Below are 20,597 nucleotides of genomic sequence, written 5' to 3'. Positions count from 1 at the left end.
GGGAGACCTCGCCGGTCGGCGCGAGGTGGCCGTCGACGGGTCGGCTGACCCAGTACCGGTCGAGTTCTCCTGAGCCGCCGGGGATCCATGCGGTGACCCATACCTCCTGGTGGTGGCGGATCTGCTGGTAAAGCGCGGGTATTCGATGTGTGCACTATTCCCTTGCTGTCGGGGTACGGCTTGGAGCGCAGAGCCAAATACACGATGACCTACAAACACCAAGCCGACGGATCGACGTCGAGTGCATCGAGGACCGCGTCGTTCACCAGGACGGCTGCCTGATCTAACTACGTTGGGTCACCGAAGGACGGAGGGACGAGCGCGGATCGCGGCAGATGCGGATGCCTCGCGTGATCGTCACGCCCTACGGCGGGCTTCCGCCAGGCATTTGATGTGGGATGCCCGCCGCTTCAACAGGCGTCGTAGGTACGGCGCGATCAGCACCCGGGTCACCACCGCACCCAACGGGCCCATGGGGGCGCTGATGGTCATGCGGTCGGTCATCCGCGTTCCGAAGCCATTGAGCTCCTCGAAATGATGCTCGTGGCGTAGGACTCGGAAGGGTCCACGTGTCTGTTCGTCGACGAAGCGGTGCGGACGTTCGTAGGCGGTGATGCGGCTGGTCATGCGCCAACGCACCCCGAAGTGGCGAGCGCGGAAGGTGACCTCGTCTCCGACCGTGAGTTGGCGTCGACCGCTGCTGGTTGTGGCCGTCTCCTGGCTGCCGGCCATGGATGCGGCATGAACATCTACATCAAGTTCCAGGTCGAACACTACGCTCGGGGCAGCATGGATAAAGGACACGGTCTCGATCAGCGCCGGCACGTCGGCAGGTTAGCCTCAGGCGAGGGTTGCTGGTCGTCGGCCGGGCAGAACGGGACGCCCGCGAGTCGGCTACATGCGGTGATGGCCGGGTAGGCGGACCAGGCGCGAACTGCGGCAGATTAGTGCATGGAGAAGCCCGGCCGATGCCTGATGCCGACGCAGCGGGAACTCGCCGCTATCAGATCCAGTTCACCGGGTTTCCGGTCGTCAGGGACGCGGCACACAACCGCCGCAGCACGCCGAGCAGGTAGGCGAAGTCTGCCGCCGAGCCTGGTCTGACCTGCACCGCCAGCCGCTGCGGCGGCACCGGCAGATAGCCGGCGATCGGCGTCATCTCCAGCCGTACTGTTCTCCCGCTGTCTGCGAACTCCAGCTCACCGCCTGGCAGCACCCGCTGCTCGAACCGGACCGTCCGGAACAGCGTGACCGGCGGATCCACTCGCTTGTCGACGACGAAGAAGCCGTCAGGGTCGACACCGAGGTCGTAATCGCGGCCCCAGACGAACACGCCGCGACAACCTTCGATGTAGCTGTACAGACCGTCTCCGGTCGCCTCGTCGACCAGGACGATCTTGTCCGGCAATCGGGCCCGGTTCTCGAAGTAGTCCAGCTCGGTCAGAACCGCTGGCACCTCCGCAGCGGGAATCCAGCCGTCGTTGGTCCTCGGCAGGTAGCTGAGCAGCCTGGGGAAGTTCGACGTGCCCGCCTCCCGCAAGGTCTGCTGGAAGATCCGCACGCCAGCCCAGGCGCCCACGTCCTCGTGAGCGAACCGCATGTCCTCGTGTGGGCACCCGTGCCTGAGCCAATCCTCGACCGCGCCGTGCTCGTCTGCGTTACTCCGGTCCCAGAGCTTCAGCAGGCCCAGCCGGCCGTCCTGATCGATCCCGACCGGGCCGACCGGCGCCGGGATCGCCAGGCCATCCTGCCAGCAGCGGCAATACACGTATGCCCCGACTCCCACGGTCGACAAGCTACCAAGACGACGGCCAGCCCACACGGCATTACTCGTCCGATGCGCGCTCATCGGCACGTTCGGACAACCTTGGTCACCTCGATCAGGCGCACGGTTCTCGGCATGATCGGATGGTGCGCGCCAACCTACGTTGCCACGCTCTGTGGCCGGCGCGCCCTCTGTCCGGCCGCCGCGCATGCTCGCGGCAGATGAGTGCGGCCATGTCTCCTCGTAATCGGTTCGCGGCGGACAGGCCAGCCCGGCAGGATGTGTGGATGGCGAGCTCGGGCGATGAGGCGCTGCAGGACGAGGTTGGCTGGTTCGCTGTTCGATGCGTCTTCCGGGTGGGCGCTGACTCGGCGAGTCAGTTGTACGAGGAGCGACTGACGCTGTGGCGGGCCCGGGGGTTCGATCAGGCGGTCGCCTTGGCGGAGGACGAGGCGCTCGGATACGCGGCTGAGCAGACCGGCGTGGACTATTTGGGATTTGCTCAGGCGTATTGGCTGTTCGATGAGCCGGGTCACGGGGCGGAGGTCTTCTCGTTGATTCGGGCGAGTGAGCTGGAGCCGTCGGCGTACCTGACGAGGTTCTTCGATACCGGCGAGGAAAGACAGGGCGACCTTGTCGACGGCGCGTGACCGGGCGGCGGACCAACCGGACGACGCTTTACGCCGCTTCCGCGGACAGTCAACGGCAGATTAGTACGGGCCATGCAGGGCAGGGGGAACCTTTGGAGTGAGTGGTGCTGAGCCGGAGCTGCTGCCCGGCGGGTTCGTTAGTGCCGTGGTGCGGGTGGGCGACACGGTGCGGCGCCCGGTCTCCCCGTCCGGTGGGTTCGTTCGGGACCTCCTGGAGTTTTTTGGGCGTTGCCGCTGGCCGGGGGCGCCGCGTCACCTTGGCTTTGATGAGCAGGGTCGTGAGGTCCTCACCTTCCTGGCCGGGCACGTGGCCTGGGAGGAGGCGCAGCCGGCCGAGGTGCGATCCGACGAGAGTCTGGTGGCGGTAGCCCGCTTGGTGCGACAGTTGCATGATCTGACCGCGGGGACCGATCTCGCTGGTGATCAGGACGTCGTTTGTCACAACGACTTGTCCCCGAAGAACACCGTCTACCGCGACCTCGGACTTGGCCTGCGTCCGGTGGCTTTCATCGATTGGGACCTGGCGGCGCCGGGGTCTCGGGTGCAGGATGTGGCCCACGCGTGCTGGCAGTATGTGGGCCTGGGGCCGGGGATGGACGTTGGCGAGGCGGCGAGGTTGGTGCGGCTGCTCGCGGACGCGTACGGCCCGCTGGCCCGGGAAGAACTGATCCGGACAGTTCTCTGGTGGCAGGACCGCTGCTGGAGGGGAATCGCGGCCGGCGCGGCGGCTGGCGACCCAGCGATGATGCGACTACGTGCGCTCGGCGCGGTGGACGGGGTGCGGGCGGCGCATCAGTGGACGGCCGACCACCGTCTCACGTTGGAACGGGCGGTGTCGTAGACGCGTGGTAGCCGAATGGTTACTGGACTCGGCTGTCCGGATGCTCCTCGATTCGCGGAAGAGTACCGTCCGTGACGCCCGTATCGCGGCAGATCCGGATGCCTGATCTTGGCGGTTTGCGGCATGAGCCGCCACACCGCGAAGCATGATGGGACGGTGATCGCCTGGCAGCCCCATGAACGCGGGGGTGGCTCAGAGCTCAGGCCGCAACAGGCCGACAATCTTTATGTGACTAAAGGGCAGCTACAAAGAGAGTGGTGGATAGCTAATGACCTCGACCGAGATCCTCACGCCGGAACACTCGACGACGCGAACCTTCCGTGAGCACTACAGGTACGCCATGGCACGACGGATCGGCCAAATGATCGTCCTGTCTGGTCAGACGGGCCACAACCCTGACATGACGATTTCCTCCGATGTGCGTGAGCAGGCTAATGTCGCGTTCGACAACATCGGCGATGTCCTCGCTGCCGCAGAAGTCACGTGGGACAACGTCGACGTCATCCGCTCGTACCATGTGGTGCCGGCAGGCGCGGACACTATCCCGGAGGACTCGTTCAACGTGGTCCACGATCTCCTCGCTGCCCGCATGCCGAACCATCTGCCCGTCTGGTCTGCCATCGGTGTGGCTGGGCTCGGAGCAACGGGCATGCTGATCGAGATCGAAGCGGTCGCGCACTCCTGATCTGGTTGATCAGGTTCGGCGCGCGGGTCACCGGCTGTCTCCTCGCCTCGCGCTGGTAGGCACTGGTCCTGTACCGGCGACCGCCGTGGCCGGGCCGGCGGCGACGGTCACTACGCAGCCGCTGTAGTTGCCCTGCTGGGCGTCGGTTGCCACGAGCCGCCGCGGCTAGATGGCCGTTAACTGCCTCCCGGAGTAGGACTGGGCCGGCGACGGGTTCCCCCAGACAAGAGCACGGTGGCATACAAGTAGGCCCCTGGTGCCAGCAGCATCGCGACACGGGGGGCTTTGACAGCCGACTCTACGATCTTGGCGTGCCTCGTACCCGCCGCTCATTAACCCGCATGCGGATAGTTTTCACCCTCGGGCTCCTACTGAGTGTAGGTATCACCGCAGGATTCGTCTCGTCGACTCTGAGCGATAGAAGGGGATCCGACGTTCTTGCTGAGATCGTGAAGGTCGAGCATCGTGGATCAAAGACTTTCCTGACAGTCCGCTACAGAACGAGTGGCGGTGAGCAATGTCAGTCGTACTTCCGATCCTCCAGCGACAGGCCGGCACTTGGCGCCGTTGACCACATCCGGATCCACCACCCAGCCGGAAACCCCTGCATCAACGTCCACGAAACGAGCGAGCCGAACTCATGGATACCGGCTGTCCTCGGGATGTTGGTCACTGCTGGCATGGCAGTAGGTGCGTACTTGGCGTGGCGGCCGCCCACCATCCCGGCTCCCCGTTATACCGACATGCCGTAGCGGTACCGCAGGCTCCGCCCGCGAAAGAGCTGTTCCGAGGCGCTGCCCCGGTAGTTCGAAGCGCCGTACGTGCTGCACTAGCGCACGTACCGTTCGACGTCGACGCGCGGCTGACAGTGGATGCAAGTCTTGTCTGGTGCGCCAGGTCAGAAAAGACGCGTAGGTCGGAGTCAGTATGCGACCGCGCGTCACCTCGGTAGCGAGCAGATTCGGGGTTCGAGCACCGAGCTACGCCATATCGATGGCGGGGCAGTCGGGTTCTCGCTACGGTGCTCGCCACGGGGATGACCGAGACCGTTGTCGTCGGCGCTTGAATCTGGACCCTGCTGGGGCGGGCGGGTTCCAGGGCCGATACGGGGTCCAAATTCACGCGTCGCCGACAACCGACAGGGGTGCGAATGACGCTGGGGACCAAGGGTTCTCGGAGGATCACGGTGGACGGTGTGACCTACCGGTGAAAGGTTCGGCGCAGACCGGCCTACTGTCAAGCCCTCGGCTGGTCACCGCTGACCTTCGTTGTCGAGCGTGCGGAGCGGCCAGGCGCCCTGATGGTGGCATCGCTGCCTTGCGGCCATCCGGGCAACTGGCTCGGCGTACCGAGCCAGCCGGTGTTGCCCGGCACGGTGGCCGTAGGGGTCCGCCAGGCACTGGCTGCTGGTTGGCAGCCGTCCCGCCCGGGGCCGGCGTTCGAACTCTCCCTTCCGGGCTCCTCGGACGGGCGCTGACAGTCTCGCCGCCCGGTCGGTGCGCGAATCGCAGCAGATCCGGATGCGCGTAGCTGAGACACAGTGCGGGATCATGGTCCTTGCGTCCGTGCCGTCCGGTCTGGATGATCTACCGCATGGTTGACGGATTGGATAACCCCACCGGCCGGTGAGCGGGCCTACCGCACAGTTGCGTGTCTGGGGTGTGTTGCCCGACCGCTACGCGGATAGGAAGGTGGCGGCCTCTACGGTTGACGCCGCCGGTCGCATGGTCGCGCTGCTGGTCGCTCCGTGGGTGACGTGTAGCGAGCGTGGGGCCGCGTCTGGGCCGTACGCCGCGACGGTGGTCGTCGTCGACGGCGATGACATCACGGAGGTCGCGCTTCCTGAACTCGATCTGCGGTTTCCGAAGGTCGACGTGCTCGGTGACGGTTTTGTTCTGGTGGCGGCGCGTTGCCGGATGCCGGCCGGGCCGGCGGTTCGTACGGTCACCGAGCTAGAGGCGCAGATCCCTCACAACGGGCGTGTCGTCGACGCCGACGGCTCGACCCGGATCACGTTCCACGCCGGTGACGGCATCGAGCAGTTGGTGACCGACCCGGCCGGCGCCATCTGGATCAGCTACTTCGACGAGGCCTCCGTCTGCGCCCCGCAACTCGCAACCCGCGACCCGACCAAGCCACCGCACCGGATGACCATGCCGCTGCCCGGCCTGATCCGCTGGACCGCGACCGGTGACCCCGCCTGGTACGCCACCCAGGACGGGTACAGCAACCCGTCCGGTTGGGTTGACTGTTACGCGCTCAACGTCGGCGCCGGCCGCGTCTGGGCGTACCCGTATCCGGGCTTCCCACTCGTGGAGATCGACCAACGAGGGATCCGCTGTGTGCGGCGCACGTCGGTCCGCTCCGCCTCCGGCGTCATCGTCGCCGACGACCGAGTCGCGTTCATCGCCAGCCAGGGACACGGACCGGAAGCTGCCGGCAGCTACCTGGTCACGTTCGCCCGCATCATCGACGGCCCGGTCGAAACCGCCACGACCACGCCACTCCTCCTGCCCACCGGGCAGCGACCCACCACCCGCGCACGACGAACGGTCTGCCGGGACAACCGAATGTGGATGCAGTTCGACGACGAACGCACCTGGTACACCCTCGACATCCAGTGAACCCGTGCCGTCGGCGGGCCGTCCACTGCCCCCGGGCGGGGTGGGCATCTTCGAGAAATGAGGCCAAACAGGTCATGTACTACTGGCGGAAGGTCTTGGAGCAGCGGATCTCAGGGCTCGAGAAGTACCTGTGCGGAGTCTGCGAGCGAGGCTGGGTTCTGCAGTGCGTGGTGCTGGCAACCCGCACCAACCTGTGGGTCTGCGAGGAGTGCGACACAGTCTGGCGCGACGTTGGGGAGACCGTGCTCAAGGCGAGCCCCGTCTCTCCCGAATTCGTCCTTACGCAGATCGTTGGACCGCCGGCCGGGACGTTGCGCGACTACGTCAAACCCTACAACGGCACCGACCAACCGCTAACCGACTGGGATCAGATCAAACTGTCCGCTGACGCAGCCCACCCAGGTCATGACTCCTTAACGAGTGACCCAGATTAGAAATCCTTGGCCGCTCCCGGTGCAGGGCGACGGCCGGATCCATCCATGCCTCTGCAACCCCCGCGCATCCGAGGTGCGCTCCTACCGGGAGCCCTCAATGCGAGGCACCGCGAAGGGATCCTCGGGAAGGAAGCAACCGTAATCCTGCAGTGGCTGTGGATCGTTGAGCACCACCTGTTGCAGCCAACCAGCGGGCGACAGACCGTCCGGCCGATCCGCTACCCGCACTCCCGGCAAAGACCCACCCACGCCGACCCTCTCGCTGTCCACGGCATCGGCGGCGAGGGCTCCGTCCCGGTCAAGTAGTACATGCACGGCGTCATAGACGTCGGCTATCGCATCGACTGCCTCGGCGTCGGTCAGACCTGGGTCGCGGTCGCGCAGCGCCTGGCGTGCCGCGGCCAGGAACCGATCCGGATCCACCACGACGACATCGCGTCGCATCCGGACGCTAATGATCATGCCGGCCCGCAATCCCACAGCCTCCGTCACGCCACGAGCCTAGTCCCGCGAGGCGCCTGAAGGCATCCGCTCATCGGCATGATCGGGCGCCGCGTGCCAGCCGTACGCCGCCGCGCTCTGTGACCTGTGCGCAGCCGGCGCGCCTCGTGCTCTGCGGCAAATCAGGATGGTCACGTCCCGCGCCGGATGCAACCGGTGCCACCGACGAGCCGTCGCAGTGGAATGGTGCGTCTCCTCGTTGCCGGCCTGAGTCTGGTGCTCCTTACTGCCTGCAGCCCCGCCCGCCCCGCGGGTCAACGCGATGTCCGGGCGGCAGATCTGCGCGTTGATACTTCGCCGCGAGCGTCGACTCGATGTACGCCGATACCGTTGCGGCGTGGGCCAGGACGACCCCCAGGGGGTGCGACTGCCGCCGCGGTCGCCGACTGCCTGGCGGGTGCGGACTGGTCCGACGGCACCCACACCACCTTCTCAATCATCGACGACAGTCACCGGCGTCTACGCCGGCACGATCAGCCTGCACGACATCGATCGGCATGGCAGGCCCGCGCACGTCGGCTACCGGGTGGCTCCGTGGACACGCGGACGCGGCGTCGCCAGGACCTGCCTGCGCACCTGTCGGAATGGGCGTTCACGGTGCTGCGCCTCGACCGGATCGCCCTGGCCCCACGCGGTCGATAACGTGGCATCGTGCCGCGAAGCCCACGCAGCGGGCTTCGCGCGGAAGAGGTGCTCCCGGCGCACAAGCGGTTAGGCGACGGACTGCTACACGGTGAGCACCTCCACATCCTGCGCCTGAACGCACCCCAACCCTGACCGCCGGGCGAAGCCCGGCGGAGCCGCCAGGGGCTGGTCCCCGGGCCAGGTGCTCGCATCCGCGCGGCCGAGTCCAGCGGGCAGGATCCGGCCGGGGCTGGCTCGGACGCACCCAGCCCGGTCCGGGATCCTGGCACCGCAACGGGGTAGCGGTGTCGAGGAACGTGCGGTGCGCCACTCTGTGGGGTGCCTCAGCGGCGGGGACTAGCATGGTCCCGACGGCTGTCGCGGCTCCGGCGCCGCCGGTGGTGGCCGGACAGGGGGCGGCGTGGCTCGGCATGGACTACAGGTGGTACTCGGGCTTCTGGCCACGGTCGCGGTCGCCTCCGGGCTGGCTGGCATGCTGGTCGGGCCGGCCGCGCTGCCGGGGGCGGGACCGGTCGATGCCACTGTGGACAGCGGCTTCCGGTATGCCAACGCGTTCTGGTTCGCCGCTGGGGCGGTGGCCTGGTGGGCAGTGCCGAGGGTGGAGCGGGCCACCGCGCCACTCCGACTCGTCCTCGGGGCGGTGATCCTCGGCGGGATCGCCCGGCTGCTCGCGGCGCTGGCCTCGGGTTGGCCGCATCCGGTCTACCTCGGCGCCCTCGCCGTCGAACTCGTCCTGGTTCCGCTGGTGCTGGTCTGGCAGGCCGAAGTAGCTCAGGCTGCACGTCGGGCGGCGGGGTGACGGTCGCTGTACCGACCAGGTCCGACGATGACCGGACGGGACGGGATCGCATCAAAGATCTCGAGGAGCATGCACCTCGGCGCCGATCGGGCGCCGGTTCCCGCGAACTGGCAACTGTTCATGCGGAGCGGTGGCATCCGGCTTCGCCGAGGCGGCGACTGGTGACCGCACGCCGGGCCGGGCACGGCATCACCCGGCGTCCGCACATCGACATGATCGGATGGTGCACGCCAGCCAACGTTGTCACGCTCGGTGAAGGAGCTTGTCGCTTCTACTGGAACCACGTTGATGGACCTGCATGGCATTGGACCCTCCGGCGCTGCCCGGCTGCTGGTCGAGGTCGGCGACATCACCCGGTTTCCGAACCGGGCCCACTTCGCCTCCTGGAACGGCACCGCCCCCATCGACGCGTCCTCCGGCGAACAGGTCCGCCACCGGCTCTCCCATGCCGGGAACCGGCAGATCAACCGGGTCCTGCACATCATGGCCACGGTCCAGCTACGTAACCCCGCCCAAGGACGCGCCTACTTCGACCGGAAGAAAGTCGCCGGCAAGACGTCGATGGAAGCGATGCGCGCGCTGAAGCGACGCCTGTCCGACACCGTCTACCGACGCATGATCGACGACGCCACGACGACCACGGTGACGGGCCCGGGAGGACAACGGGGAACGACTACTGACTCCAGCGTGACCAGCTCACATCCCCAGGCCGGTTCTTCGGAGAAGTCACTTCCCGGACCCGCCACCAGTCAGCCTAGAACACCGCTCCCGACCAGCGCTTGACAGAGAGGGGTGCCACGTTCGGACAACCTCGGACAACCTTGGTCACCTCGATCAGGCGCGCGGTTCTCAGGCACGGCCGCATGCTGGGCGCTACCGTCCTTGGCCACGTTCTGTGACGCCCGGTCGGCGGCAGATGAGGATGTTTCGTTGGGTTCGAGGACCGGCGGCCTCGGTAGTGGAAGCGCGCGAACGCCAGGCTTCCGATCAGTTCCGCGGGCCTGTTCCTGCGCGGTCGGTGGCGCGGTGGTGGTAGGAAGCACGCGTGGCAGTTCGCGCGTCCTACGAGTCGATCTTTCGCGGAGCGAAGGACTACGCCGGCTCTTTTCGCGGCGCAGCGTGTCCGTAACGTCGACGAGCTTGATCGTGGTGGTGCGAGCCTGCTGGGTACCGCCGGATACTACGGCCACGCCCCGCAAACGAGGTCCTGCGCATATCGAGACGACGGCCTCGGAGCGCGGACACTGCGCCCAGCGGCGTCCGACGTGACGTCCGCGCCGGCTATCAGCTATCCCGCCGCGGACCGTGCGGCGGCCTCAAGGCGAGCGCTCGCCCGCCTTGCCACCCAGGGCGGCCAGGCCCGCCGCTGCTACCGAGACCGCCCCCTGCCGCTCCCCTCGAACTCGAGCGCGGCATCGGCAATGGCACCCCCGGCGCACGGCCGGCGAACGCCCCAAGCGCTGCGGCGACCGCAGCTGCCTCGATGTCGGTTCCCATCATCCCTCCTCGTCGGAGGTCGATGCGTCGTCAGGACGGTCAGCTGTTCGAGCGCGCACCAGCCGTACGCCGGTCGCAAGCAGCCACACGAGCCAGGCGGCGTAGCCGGGTATCCCCACGAAGATGAGCCCTGAGCCGTCCGCGATCGCGAGGTTGGCCGCCCCGGCGGCGAGCAGCAGGCCTCCCCCGGCCACTGCGAGCAGACGCTGCCACGGCGGCGTCAGCTGGCCCGCATGCGCCGCCAGGGCAGCGCCGATGAATGTGGTGCCGAGCGCCGGCAGCGCCAACGCGAAGGCTGCTGCGTGCAATTGCCAGGCGAGCTGGAACTCCGGGCTTGGCTCGGCGAGCTCGCCGGCGGACAGCACGACACCGGTCCACAGGACGGCGTAGAGCGCAAATACTGCCGAGAGGGTCGCGCCTGCGGCCACCGCGAGGCGCGACCAGTCTGCGCCCGCACGCCCGCGGCGCTCGACGAGCCCGTGGAGACCGGTCAGGAACCCGAGCAGCAGCGGCAGGTTCAGCGCCTCCAGGCCGACCGCGATCGCGACCGCGACCCGGTGCTCCGCGTGGAAGGCGAGCACCTTCTTGATCGGGTCCCCGTAGCTTGGCGTTCCGGCCGAGACCACCACCGCGTTCTGGATCGCCACCGACGCTGCCAACGCGATCGCCGTCGCGCCCACGACCCGCTCTCGGAGCGCTCGGGTCGGGGCAGGCCCCGTCGTTGCCGCTGCCGCGCTCACGGGCACGTGCAGGGATTCCAGCGCGGTGGCGGGGTTATGCGGTGATCTCATCTCTCACTCCTTCGTTGCGGTCGGATGATCGGTGCAACGCCGCGTCATTCGTTGGCGCAGGAATGGTCGGAATTGGTTTCGGAGTCTTCTTTGGCTGTCCGTTCCGGTGATGTGGAACAGATTGCTGGACCGGCCGGATACGCTGCTACGAGCCGAGGTCGATGGTGGTGGGCCGAGGGTCTACACCGCGGGATCGACTTTGGTCGGATGCCGTGGGGCCCCGCCCGTCCGTACCCTTTGATCGTGATGGCTCCGGCCGACCCGCAGGATCGGAGCCCGCTACCGGCGGGCGTGATCAGCGATGCTGGCAACGACCCGGTGCGCCCGGCCGGGCCCACGGCGCGCGATCGGCTCGTCGACGCCCTTTGTTTCCTGCTGGCCGTCGGCGTCACGGTGCTGACCCTGGTCGACAGCCGCGCGCAACACATCGCACCGGCACCGCTCGCCGTGGACCTCGTCCTCGGCGGGCTGTGCTGTCTCGGGGTATGGCTGCGCCGGCGCTGGCCGGTCGGCTTGGCCGTGGTCGTGGGTCTGGTCAGCGTCTACTCGACGTCGGCGGCGGGCGCGGCGCTCATCGCGCTGTTCACCGTCGCGGTGCACCGGCGCTTCGCGGTGGTCGCCCCGATCGTGGCCGGGTACGCACTCGTGCCGTTCCTGACGCTGCTGGTTCGGCCCGACGTCCCGGTCGCGAACTGGTCGGAGATCGTGCTGGGCGTCGTCTTCGCGGCCGCGGTACTCGCCTGGGGCATGTTGGTACGGGCCCGACGCCAGTCGCTGCGGGAGCGGGCTGGGCGGGTCGAGGCCGAACAGGAACTGCGCGTCGCCGAAGCCCGCCAGGGCGAACGCAACCGGATCGCCCGGGAGATGCACGACGTGCTCGCCCACCGCCTGTCCCTGCTGACCCTGCACGCCGGGGCGCTGGAGCTACGCCCCGACGCCGCGCCCGAGGAGGTCGCCCGTGCCGCCGGGGTGGTCCGCGACAGCGCCTACCAGGCGCTGGAGGACCTTCGGGAGGTGATCGGCGTCCTCCGCACCGGTGTCGACCGGTCCGACGAGACACCAGAACGACCCCAGCCCACCCTGGCCGACCTCCCTGACCTCGTCGACCAATCGCGGCGCGCCGGTATGCGGGTACGGCTCGACTGGCAGACCGACGCGCTTTCCGCCGTACCGGCTGGTGTGGGGCGCAGCGCGTACCGGATCGTGCAGGAAGGGCTGACCAACGCCCGCAAGCACGCCCCCGACGGCGAGGTGGCCCTCACCGTCCGGGCAACCCCGGGCGACGGCGTCACCGTCGAGATCCGCAACCCGTACCCGGCCGAGACCAGCCCGGCCGGCATCCCCGGCGCCGGCATCGGCCTCATCGGGCTCACCGAACGGGCCGCCCTCGCCGGCGGACGCCTCGAACACGGCCCCACCCCCGCCGGTGACTTCCGGCTCAGGGCCTGGCTACCGTGGCCTACCCTCTGATCGCGGTCGGAACCGGCCTCCGGCCCAGGTGAGCACGGACAAGGAGCCCAACGTGAACGGACCGGTGCGGGTCATCATCGTCGACGACGACCCGCTCGTGCGGGCCGGCCTCACCATGGTCATCGGCGGCTCGCCGGACATCACCGTGGTGGGTGAGGCCGGCGACGGAAGCGAAGTAGCCGCCGCCGCCGACGCCTACGCCCCGGACGTGGTGCTGATGGACATCCGCATGCCCACCCTCGACGGCCTCGCCGCCACCGAACAACTCCGCGCCCGACCCGACCCACCCGAGGTCATCGTCCTGACCACCTTCGACGCCGACGAGCACGTCCTGCGCGCCCTGCGCGCCGGGGCCAGCGGCTTCCTGCTCAAACACACCCCACCCGCCGAGATCCTGCGCGCCATCACGCGGGTCGCAGCCGGCGAACCCATCCTGTCGCCGACCGTCACCCGACGGCTCATCGCCCACCTCAGCGACACCGGCGCCGCCGCCCGGCAACAGCACGCCACCACCGCGCTGCATCAGCTCAGCGAACGCGAACGCGAGGTCGCCATCGCCGTCGGGCAGGGCAAGTCCAACGCCGAGATCGCGGGCGAACTGTTCATGAGCGTGGCCACCGTGAAAGCCCACATCTCCCACATACTCACCAAGCTCGATCTCAACAACCGTACCCAGGTCGCCCTACTCGCCCACGACGCCGGCCTCACCATCTGACACCGGGAAAGCCTTCCTGGCCCCCACCCGCACCCGGCGTGGGCAGGCGAGCCGACCCGCCGGCCGGCGAGCCGGCCAACCCCTCACCGCCAGCCAACTCAGGCCGAGGCAATCGACCACTTGCTATTGCCCAACTTCCGCACATCGGCATGATCGGATGGTGCGCGCCAACCTATGTTGCCACGCTCTGTGACCGGCGCGCCGTCGGCTGCCGCGCATGCTCTGTGGCATGTGCGTGCGTTTCGTCAATCGCTCCACTCGATCTCTTCGCAGGAGCAGTGGACGCAGGGGGAATGCCCGTCCAAGGGATCGACCCGCGTCACGGTCAAGTCGAGCCTGGGCAAACAGCAGCCGACACACCACGGCCCGCGAAAATCCGCGAGTGGAGGTTCTACGCCCTGCTTGCTCATTCTCCCATTGTCGCCGCCGCGGTTGCAGGCGCTCGGTCATCGACATGACCTTCCGCCACACGCCAGCCGGGGTCGTCGCGCTGCGTAGCTCGCTGGCGGTGGGTGTGTCAGACGAAGGGCTCTGTCTCACATTCGGCTCTGTCTCACATTCGGTGGTGACCGAAGGTAGCCGGTGTCGTTGAGATCATGTGCGCGAGATCGATGATCTTACGAAGATGGTGTTCTCAGGGCTGCTGCCGCTGGCGATCGATGACGTTACTGACGAGGGGCAACGGATTCTGGTGCGGGCTCGGACTCCCGAGGGGCCGGTGGCCTGTCCGGGCTGCGCCGCCGCGACGAGCCGGGTGCACGGGTATCACCAGCGGACCCTCGCGGACGTGCCGGTCGATGCCCGGCCGGTGGTGCTCCGAGTGCGTGTACGTCGGCTGGTGTGCCCAACCCGAGGTTGCCGTCAGACGTTTCGGGAGCAACTGCCCGGGGTCCTGAATCGTTACCAGCGCCGTACACCTCGGCTGATCTCCCAGGTCGGTGCGGTGGTGTGGCTGCGGAGGTTCCGTCCGACACCGCTTATTGGCGAGTTCTGACACCGCCGGGCACGTGTCGGTGCTGCGGATGTTGGTTTGCGTCGACACCGCTTCCGCGCCCGACGGGTGTCAGGTTGTCCGCTGCTTTGTGGCTTGGGCCAGACGGTAGGAGTCGGTGCCGGTCTCGAGGATGGTGCCGCCGAAGGTGAGCCGGTCGACGATGGCTGCGCATAGCCGGGGGTCGGTGAAGGTCTTGGTCCAGCCGCCGAAGGACTCATTGGACGCGATCGCGACCGAGGCCTTCTCCTCACGCTCGGTGAGGACCTGGAAGAGGAGTTCCGCGCCGCGGCGGTCGAGTTGCATGTAGCCGAGTTCGTCGATGCACAGCAGGTCGACGCGGCCGTAGCGGGCGATGGTCTTCGCCAGCGTCATCTCGTCGGCGGCCTCGACGAGCTCGTTGGCAAGCTGGGTCGCCAGGGTGTACTTGACCCGGTAGCCGGCCATGGCGGTCTCGGTGCCGAGTGCGATCAGCAGATGGGACTTGCCGGTGCCGGAGTCCCCGATCAGACACAGCGGCTGTCCCTTCTGGACCCATTCGCACTTGGCGAGGGTGTGGATCACGGCGGGATCGATGTTGGGGTTGGCGTCGAAGTCGAAGGCCCGCAGGGACTTCTCGCGGGGGAACTTGGCGGCCTTGATCCGGCGTTCGGACCGGCGTCGGGCGCGATCGTCGCACTCGGCAAGCAATAGTTCGGCGAGGAACCCGCGGTAAGACATCTGCTCACGGCCTGCCCGGTCGGCGTAGTCGGTGAAGGAGTTGCGGATGGTGGGCATTCGCAGCATCCGGCACGCTTGGTCGATCGCGGCGTCGGCTGCTTCTTCGGTCATTCCACGGCGCTTGGTGGTCACGGTGCGGCTCCTTCGTTCGGGGTGTCACGTCGGCTGGCCAACAGCTGGTCGTACTTCTCCACGCTCGGCAGCGGCCGAGTGTCGGCCGGGATGTGGGCGCGGAGCCGGCGCTCGGTCAGCGATCGCACGGCAGGGATCTCGCCTGCTCCGCGTGCCCTGTCGCCGCTCATCAGGGACTGGTGGTCCGCTGTCGTGTCGTCGGCTCCGCCATCTGCTGTGTCGTTGTACTTGCGCGCTTCCAACGCGACAGCGTCCGCAGTGAGCGCGCCTGCACGCAGCGCCGTCGCGAGTCCGGCGACGACGTGGTCGTGTGGAAGGTGCCGGTGCAGCATCAGGACCTCAATGAGGGCACGGGTGCCGTCGGCGTCACCGTGGGCCTTGCAGGCCGCGGCCCACCAGGCGTCGTGAACGGGCGTGAACCGCCCGGATGCCCTGGCCTGCTCCAGCGCTTTCGCACCGGGTAGCGCGCCCGGTTTGCGGAGGAGGACCTCGAGATAGTGGTCCAGGTCGACCCGGGTCGAGCCCTTGGTCATGAGCCGTTCGTGGCGGGCGATCTCGGTCCTGCCGTCGAACACGACCAGGTCGCTGGCGTTCAGGAGCACCCGGGCTTGACGGCCGACCATGCGCGCGGGCACGGAGTACTTGTTCATCCGGACCGTGACCTGGGCGTACCGGTCCACACGCGGGGTGAACCAGCGGCCGGTCTCGAACGGCTCGGTCGGAAGGGGCGCGAGGAGTGGCTGCTCGGTGGCGAAGTGTTCCCCGACCGTGCGGGCGCGGGACCCGATCCGCCGGGCATCGTCGGCTTCGTCCCAGGCGTCGACCATAGCGTTGAGCTCGGCGAGGGAGTCGACTTCTGGGATGGGGACGAGGTGGTTGCGTCGGAACCAGCCGATCTGCCCCTCGACGCCGCCCTTCTCGTGCGCACCTTGGATTCCGGGCTGGCAATAGAAGGCTTCGATGCCGTAGTGGGAACGGACGGCGGTCCACCTGTCGGCCTCGACCCGCTGGCGGGAGAACCCGATCACGCTCGCGACGGCGGCCTTGAGGTTGTCGTAGCGGATCTTCCCGGTCGGCACCCCGCCGAGCACGTTGAAGGCGTGGACGTGACCCTCGAAGAAGGCTTCCTGCCCAGCCGAGGCACTGAGCCTGTGCACGGCCTTGCCCGAGTAGGAGAGCCGAAGGCTGAACAGCGCGCAGGTTACGAGCTCGCCGCGCAGGCGGATGGCGACGTCGCCGAAGTCAACCTCGGCCTCGCGGCCCGGGAGGTGCTCTTGCGGGATGAACGCGTTGGCAGGTTCCCGTCCGACCTCGACGCGAATCTCACGGCGTCGGGTGGCGACGTACTCGCGGACCATCCAGTACGACACCACCCCGGCCCCGTCATGTTCGTCAAGCAGTCGATCGAAGATCCGCTTCGCCGTGTGTCGCTGCTTCCGCGGCGCGTCGAGGTCCGAGCGCAGCCAGTCGTCGATCACCACTCGGTACGCGTCAAGCCGTGAGCCGCGTTTGGGTGGTTGCTTTCTCTCCTTTGGCCATGCAGATTCCAGCGCCGCTGTCACGGTTCGGAAGCCGACGCCGTGCTTGCGCTGCAGCGCGCGGTTGGACATCCCAGATCGGGCATCCCGTCGGATCGCCGCGTACAGGTCGACCCGGGAACGCGGCTGCGTCATCGGTGGCACTCCTGACGTGAGCACGCCGTGGGCACGACTTTCGGCACCGGGCCACCGCCCGGGAACGGTGACCGCATGCGACCACAGCCCGGAATCACTGGCCCTACCGAAGTGCCTGGTCATGTGCTGCGCAGGGCTTCGGTGGGCGGTACTGAGTCGGCCCGGAGTGCGGGGTACGACCGACGACGGAGCCGATGAGCAGCGAGTAGGCCAGGTCGAGTCCCACTGAAACCCAGGTCAGTACGACGGCCCGGCCTTGCGTGGTGACGAAGACGTTGGTGACGAGCACGCCCAGGATCAGGCCTGTCATGCCGCCGACGACATCAACCTCGACACCACCTGTCCGCCCCGTGTCCCTGGCGCGACGAAGATCTGCTTGCGCGGTGCCTAATCGGTCTTCCCGCAACACCTCGCGGGCCCCTCAGTGTTCGCTGCTGAAGAACCGTAGCAACAGCGGGCCGACGGTCTGTGGGTCGACGACGTGATCCGGCCCCTCGAGGGTCTCCCGTTGAGCGTGGGGTAGTAGGTCTGCAAGCTCGTCGGCTGCGCGGTCGAAGAAGTCCGAGGGCAGGCCTGCCATATAGGGGACCGTGATCGGTCCTCCGGTGGTGACCAGGACCGGTTGGGTGACCGTTGCCAGTCGATCGGCCGGCAATTGGTAGCGGTTGAGGAAGACGCTGTCGTGGACCAGCGTGGGCGCGAGGGCGACCGAATGCGCCCAATGCGCCGTCTGCTTGCCTGCCGCTTTCCTGGCCGCGATGTTGTCGTCGGAGGCGCCGGACATGCGCATGAACAGTTCGAGAACCTCCTCGTCTCGCCCGGCGTCGAAGGCGCGTCGGGTGTCCGCGATGTACTCCTCGAATCGCGGGCGTATGTCGTCCCCGACCACGTAGGGCACCTCCCACACGGCGATCGTGTCGATGGCTGACCCGGCCGCGGCGGCTTCCAACGCCAGCGCTCCACCAGAGGACGCCCCGAACAGGTGTGCCGAGCCGCCCGCCTCCGCGATCAACGCATCCAGGTCCTCGATCTCCCTTTCCACGGCGTAAGGCTCGGTGAAGCCGCTCGCGCCGCGTCCCCGACGGGCATAGTTGTAGACCGTGAAGTGCTCGGCGAGAGCCGGCGCCAAGGGAGCGTTCTCCACCCCGTCGTCGAGTGCCCCGCCCACCAGAATGACGGCCGGACCGCTTCCTTCCCTGTCGTAGGCGATGGTGGTCCCATCGTTTGATGTCACGCGAAAGGCCATCTCGTTCATCTCACATCTCCGTTCGAGAGGTTTGTCTCAGCGCCTGAGCAGCGTGCCGACGACGGCCTCGGTGCGCGACCACCGCGCCCTTGCGATCACGGCCGCCACGACGAGAAAGGCGAGCGGCAGCCAAGGGCTCTGCTCGAGCACGAACTGATCGGTGATGACAGCACCGGTCAGCAATGCCGCCAACCCGAGACTGGCCAGGCCCGCCAGAGCCGGGATCAGAAGTCCAACCCCTCCCGCGACCTCCAGCGCTCCGACCAGGTACCGGAGCCACTGGCCAGCCCCGATGTCGGCGAACATGTCCACCATGACCGGGTCGCCGGCGAGCTTCGAGATTCCGCCGCCGGCGATTATCGCCGCCAGCACGACTTGCAGAATCCAGACCCCGATGCTGCTCGCCCGCCCGGGCGTGTGCGCAACGGTTTCCGAGTTGTCCTTGGGGATGGTGCTCATTCGGCTCTCCTTGTCGTGTCCGGGCCTGGTACCGGTGATGGCGTTGGCCGAGTGGGCCGGGTTGTCGGAGTTGATTTCGACCAAGTGCTCGCGGTAGCGGCATCTACTTCTTGTTGCGGTAGAGGACCATGGTGATGGGACCGAAGACCGCGACGAGAAGTACGGACGAGACGAGCACCCAGCCGATTTCCCCGGCGGGCACCGAGCCGTGCATCAGGCCGCGTACCACGGTCGCCAGGTGGGTGATCGGGTTGACCTCGACGACCGCCTGCATCCACCCGGGCATCGTCTTCGGGTCCACGAAGATGTTGCTCACGAACGTCAGCGGGAACATCACCATCATGCTGACCCCCGCCACCGAGTTCGGCGTGCGCAGGATCAGGCTGAGCATCGTCCACAGCCACGACAGGCAGAACGAGAACACCAGCAGCAGCACCACCGAGAGCACCACGCCGACGGCGCCACCCTCCGGCCGGAACCCTAGGACCAGGCCGAGCGTGATCACGATCGCCGACCCGATCGAGTAGCGCATCACATCGCCGAGCAGGGCGCCGACCAGCGGCGACGGTCGCCACACCGGAAGTGACCTGAACCTGTCGAACACCCCCTTCTGGATGTCGGTGTTCAGCGTTATGCCGGTGTTCATGGTGATCATGACGTTCGCCTGCACCAGGATGCCGGGCAGCAGGAACTGTAGGTACGCCTGTGTCGACCCGGCGAGCGCGCCACCGAACAGGTAGGTGAACATCAGCGTGAACATGATCGGGAACATGGTCACGTCGACGAGCTGCTCGGGCACGTGTTTGATCTTCAGCAGCGCCCGCCAGCCGAACGTCAGCGAGGTACGGACCGGACCGGGCCGGAGCGGCCGCTCGCCGGTCACCACAGCGCGCAGCGCATCCTCGGTGACCGGCGCCGACGCCGGTTCCGCGGTCGTGGCATTCATGCGGCATCCTCCTCGGGTGTCTCCTCGGCGGCGTGTCCGGTCAGGGTGAGGAACACCTCGTCCAGGCTCGGCTGACCGAGCGCGAACTCGGTGACGTCGATGCCGCTGCGGGACAGCTCGGCCAGGGAACGGGCGACCCGCTCGGGGTCGGAGATCCGCGCGGACAGCGCGGCCGGGTCGGCGGACGGCTCGGCCGGCACCTCGAGGACGCCGGCGAGGACCCGTTCGGCCTCGGCCCGCTGCTCGGGCGCACGTAGCCGTACGTGCAGCGAGCCGGCGCCGACCGATGCCTTGAGCTCGCCGCTCGAGCCCTCGGCGATCACCTTCCCGTGGTCGATCACCGCTATCCGGTCGGCCAGCTGGTCGGCCTCGTCGAGGTACTGCGTGGTCAGCAACACGGTGGCGCCCTCGGCGACCATGCCCCTGACGATCTCCCAGACCTGGTTCCTGCTGCGCGGGTCGAGCCCGGTCGTGGGCTCGTCGAGGAAGATCAGTTCGGGGGTGACGACCAGGCTCGCCGCGATGTCGATGCGCCGGCGCATCCCGCCGGAGTACTTCTTCACCTGCCGGTCGGCCGCCTCGGCAAGACCGAACGCGTCGAGCAGGTCGGTCGCCCGCTCCCTGCCTCGGCGGCGTGAGTAGCCGAGCAGCCTGGCGAGCAGCAACAGGTTCTCCACCCCGGTGAGGTCCTCGTCGACCGACGCGAACTGCCCGGTGAGGCCCACCCTGCTCCGCACCGCCTGGGCGTCACGCACGACGTCGTAGCCGAGCACTTGCGCCTCTCCGGCGTCGGGGTGCAGGAGCGTGGCCAGCATGCGGATCGTGGTGGTCTTGCCCGCCCCGTTCGGACCGAGCACGCCGTACAGGCCCCCGGCGCTCACGGCCAGGTCGACACCGGCGACCGCGTGGGTCGTGCCGAAGCTCTTCTTCAACCCTCTCGCCTCGATCGCGAGCTTTCCCATGGGTTCGATTCCTTCTCTCGGTGTTGTGAACGGATTGGTTGAGCTAGTCAA

The 20,597-nt window shown here is 67.8% G+C and carries 19 protein-coding genes and 1 pseudogene; 9 read left to right on the top strand and 11 right to left on the bottom strand.

Translation table 11 applies throughout. The annotated features are described in order from the left end of the window. Positions 1 to 357: 357 nt before the first annotated feature. Positions 358 to 825, bottom strand: coding sequence for an SRPBCC family protein (locus tag Pen02_RS40755; protein ID WP_239142024.1), 468 nt, complete (start codon positions 823 to 825; stop codon positions 358 to 360). Between the two features lie 178 nt (positions 826 to 1,003). After that, on the bottom strand, positions 1,004 to 1,786 hold the full coding sequence (locus Pen02_RS40750; protein ID WP_203871565.1) for a hypothetical protein: 783 nt from the start codon (positions 1,784 to 1,786) through the stop codon (positions 1,004 to 1,006). A gap of 266 nt (positions 1,787 to 2,052) precedes the next feature. Between Pen02_RS40750 and Pen02_RS40745 the strand changes: the two genes are divergently transcribed. The 4 genes from Pen02_RS40745 (at position 2,053) to Pen02_RS40730 (ending at position 6,565) form a co-directional block, all read left to right on the top strand. Next, complete coding sequence (locus Pen02_RS40745; RefSeq protein ID WP_203871564.1) at positions 2,053 to 2,415, top strand: hypothetical protein; 363 nt, start codon at positions 2,053 to 2,055, stop codon at positions 2,413 to 2,415. 97 nt (positions 2,416 to 2,512) lie between these two features. Continuing rightward, the gene (locus tag Pen02_RS40740; protein WP_203871563.1) at positions 2,513 to 3,256 is read left to right on the top strand and encodes a phosphotransferase; all 744 of its coding nucleotides are present in this window, start codon (positions 2,513 to 2,515) and stop codon (positions 3,254 to 3,256) included. 268 nt (positions 3,257 to 3,524) lie between these two features. After that, positions 3,525 to 3,941, top strand: coding sequence for a Rid family hydrolase (locus Pen02_RS40735; RefSeq protein ID WP_203871562.1), 417 nt, complete (start codon positions 3,525 to 3,527; stop codon positions 3,939 to 3,941). 1,691 nt (positions 3,942 to 5,632) lie between these two features. Further along, a complete protein-coding gene (locus Pen02_RS40730) occupies positions 5,633 to 6,565 on the top strand; it encodes a hypothetical protein (protein ID WP_203871561.1) in 933 nt (310 codons plus the stop codon). A gap of 515 nt (positions 6,566 to 7,080) precedes the next feature. On the opposite strand, the gene Pen02_RS40725 is transcribed toward Pen02_RS40730, so the two are convergent. Next, positions 7,081 to 7,491: a hypothetical protein gene (locus Pen02_RS40725; RefSeq protein ID WP_203871560.1), complete on the bottom strand. Its 411-nt coding sequence runs from the start codon at positions 7,489 to 7,491 to the stop codon at positions 7,081 to 7,083. 1,075 nt (positions 7,492 to 8,566) lie between these two features. Between Pen02_RS40725 and Pen02_RS40720 the strand changes: the two genes are divergently transcribed. After that, positions 8,567 to 8,944, top strand: a complete 378-nt coding sequence (locus tag Pen02_RS40720; RefSeq protein WP_203871559.1) for a DUF4345 domain-containing protein — start codon at positions 8,567 to 8,569, stop codon at positions 8,942 to 8,944. Positions 8,945 to 9,196: 252 nt separating this feature from the next. Continuing rightward, positions 9,197 to 9,727 (top strand): transposase, encoded by a 531-nt coding sequence (locus tag Pen02_RS40715; RefSeq protein ID WP_203871558.1) that lies wholly within the window; start codon positions 9,197 to 9,199, stop codon positions 9,725 to 9,727. Between the two features lie 713 nt (positions 9,728 to 10,440). Here Pen02_RS40715 and Pen02_RS40710 read toward each other — a convergent pair. Beyond that, positions 10,441 to 11,232: a hypothetical protein gene (locus Pen02_RS40710; RefSeq protein ID WP_239142023.1), complete on the bottom strand. Its 792-nt coding sequence runs from the start codon at positions 11,230 to 11,232 to the stop codon at positions 10,441 to 10,443. 243 nt (positions 11,233 to 11,475) lie between these two features. Here Pen02_RS40710 and Pen02_RS40705 point away from each other — a divergent pair, with 243 nt between their 5' ends. The 3 genes and pseudogenes from Pen02_RS40705 to Pen02_RS40695 form a co-directional block, all read left to right on the top strand. Further along, positions 11,476 to 12,702, top strand: coding sequence for a sensor histidine kinase (locus Pen02_RS40705; protein WP_372445772.1), 1,227 nt, complete (start codon positions 11,476 to 11,478; stop codon positions 12,700 to 12,702). Positions 12,703 to 12,730: 28 nt separating this feature from the next. After that, positions 12,731 to 13,417: a response regulator gene (locus Pen02_RS40700; RefSeq protein ID WP_372445771.1), complete on the top strand. Its 687-nt coding sequence runs from the start codon at positions 12,731 to 12,733 to the stop codon at positions 13,415 to 13,417. A 598-nt stretch (positions 13,418 to 14,015) separates the two neighbouring features. Continuing rightward, a pseudogene (locus Pen02_RS40695) lies at positions 14,016 to 14,366 on the top strand (transposase family protein); the annotation flags it as partial. A 114-nt stretch (positions 14,367 to 14,480) separates the two neighbouring features. Here the strand turns inward: Pen02_RS40695 and istB are convergent. The 7 genes from istB to Pen02_RS40660 form a co-directional block, all read right to left on the bottom strand. Continuing rightward, positions 14,481 to 15,260 (bottom strand): IS21-like element helper ATPase IstB, encoded by a 780-nt coding sequence (istB, locus tag Pen02_RS40690; protein WP_275413676.1) that lies wholly within the window; start codon positions 15,258 to 15,260, stop codon positions 14,481 to 14,483. Next, positions 15,257 to 16,933 (bottom strand): IS21 family transposase, encoded by a 1,677-nt coding sequence (istA, locus tag Pen02_RS40685; RefSeq protein ID WP_203871556.1) that lies wholly within the window; start codon positions 16,931 to 16,933, stop codon positions 15,257 to 15,259. Before istA ends, istB begins: the two co-directional genes overlap by 4 nt. Positions 16,934 to 17,036: 103 nt before the next feature. Next, positions 17,037 to 17,243, bottom strand: coding sequence for a hypothetical protein (locus Pen02_RS40680; RefSeq protein ID WP_203871555.1), 207 nt, complete (start codon positions 17,241 to 17,243; stop codon positions 17,037 to 17,039). A 111-nt stretch (positions 17,244 to 17,354) separates the two neighbouring features. After that, positions 17,355 to 18,188 (bottom strand): alpha/beta fold hydrolase, encoded by an 834-nt coding sequence (locus Pen02_RS40675; RefSeq protein WP_203871554.1) that lies wholly within the window; start codon positions 18,186 to 18,188, stop codon positions 17,355 to 17,357. 27 nt (positions 18,189 to 18,215) lie between these two features. Next, the gene (locus Pen02_RS40670) at positions 18,216 to 18,638 is read right to left on the bottom strand and encodes a DoxX family protein (RefSeq protein WP_203871553.1); all 423 of its coding nucleotides are present in this window, start codon (positions 18,636 to 18,638) and stop codon (positions 18,216 to 18,218) included. 103 nt (positions 18,639 to 18,741) lie between these two features. Then, positions 18,742 to 19,584: an ABC transporter permease gene (locus Pen02_RS40665; protein WP_203871552.1), complete on the bottom strand. Its 843-nt coding sequence runs from the start codon at positions 19,582 to 19,584 to the stop codon at positions 18,742 to 18,744. Further along, on the bottom strand, positions 19,581 to 20,546 hold the full coding sequence (locus Pen02_RS40660) for an ATP-binding cassette domain-containing protein (protein ID WP_203871551.1): 966 nt from the start codon (positions 20,544 to 20,546) through the stop codon (positions 19,581 to 19,583). Before Pen02_RS40660 ends, Pen02_RS40665 begins: the two co-directional genes overlap by 4 nt. Positions 20,547 to 20,597: the final 51 nt, after the last annotated feature.

This window comes from Plantactinospora endophytica (assembly GCF_016862915.1).
Taxonomy (GTDB): domain Bacteria; phylum Actinomycetota; class Actinomycetes; order Mycobacteriales; family Micromonosporaceae; genus Plantactinospora; species Plantactinospora endophytica.
This window is presented reverse-complemented; position numbering and strand designations above follow the sequence as displayed.

Excerpts from the sequence above, each read along its gene's own strand:
- Pen02_RS40735 (WP_203871562.1), top strand. The coding sequence starts at position 3,525 with ATGACCTCGACCGAGATCCTCACGCCGGAACACTCGACGACGCGAACC.
- Pen02_RS40675 (WP_203871554.1), bottom strand. The coding sequence starts at position 18,188 with ATGAACGAGATGGCCTTTCGCGTGACATCAAACGATGGGACCACCATC.
- Pen02_RS40670 (WP_203871553.1), bottom strand. The coding sequence starts at position 18,638 with ATGAGCACCATCCCCAAGGACAACTCGGAAACCGTTGCGCACACGCCC.
- Pen02_RS40665 (WP_203871552.1), bottom strand. The coding sequence starts at position 19,584 with ATGAATGCCACGACCGCGGAACCGGCGTCGGCGCCGGTCACCGAGGAT.
- Pen02_RS40680 (WP_203871555.1), bottom strand. The coding sequence starts at position 17,243 with ATGACAGGCCTGATCCTGGGCGTGCTCGTCACCAACGTCTTCGTCACC.
- istA (WP_203871556.1), bottom strand. The coding sequence starts at position 16,933 with ATGACGCAGCCGCGTTCCCGGGTCGACCTGTACGCGGCGATCCGACGG.
- Pen02_RS40660 (WP_203871551.1), bottom strand. The coding sequence starts at position 20,546 with ATGGGAAAGCTCGCGATCGAGGCGAGAGGGTTGAAGAAGAGCTTCGGC.
- Pen02_RS40745 (WP_203871564.1), top strand. The coding sequence starts at position 2,053 with ATGGCGAGCTCGGGCGATGAGGCGCTGCAGGACGAGGTTGGCTGGTTC.
- Pen02_RS40710 (WP_239142023.1), bottom strand. The coding sequence starts at position 11,232 with ATGAGATCACCGCATAACCCCGCCACCGCGCTGGAATCCCTGCACGTG.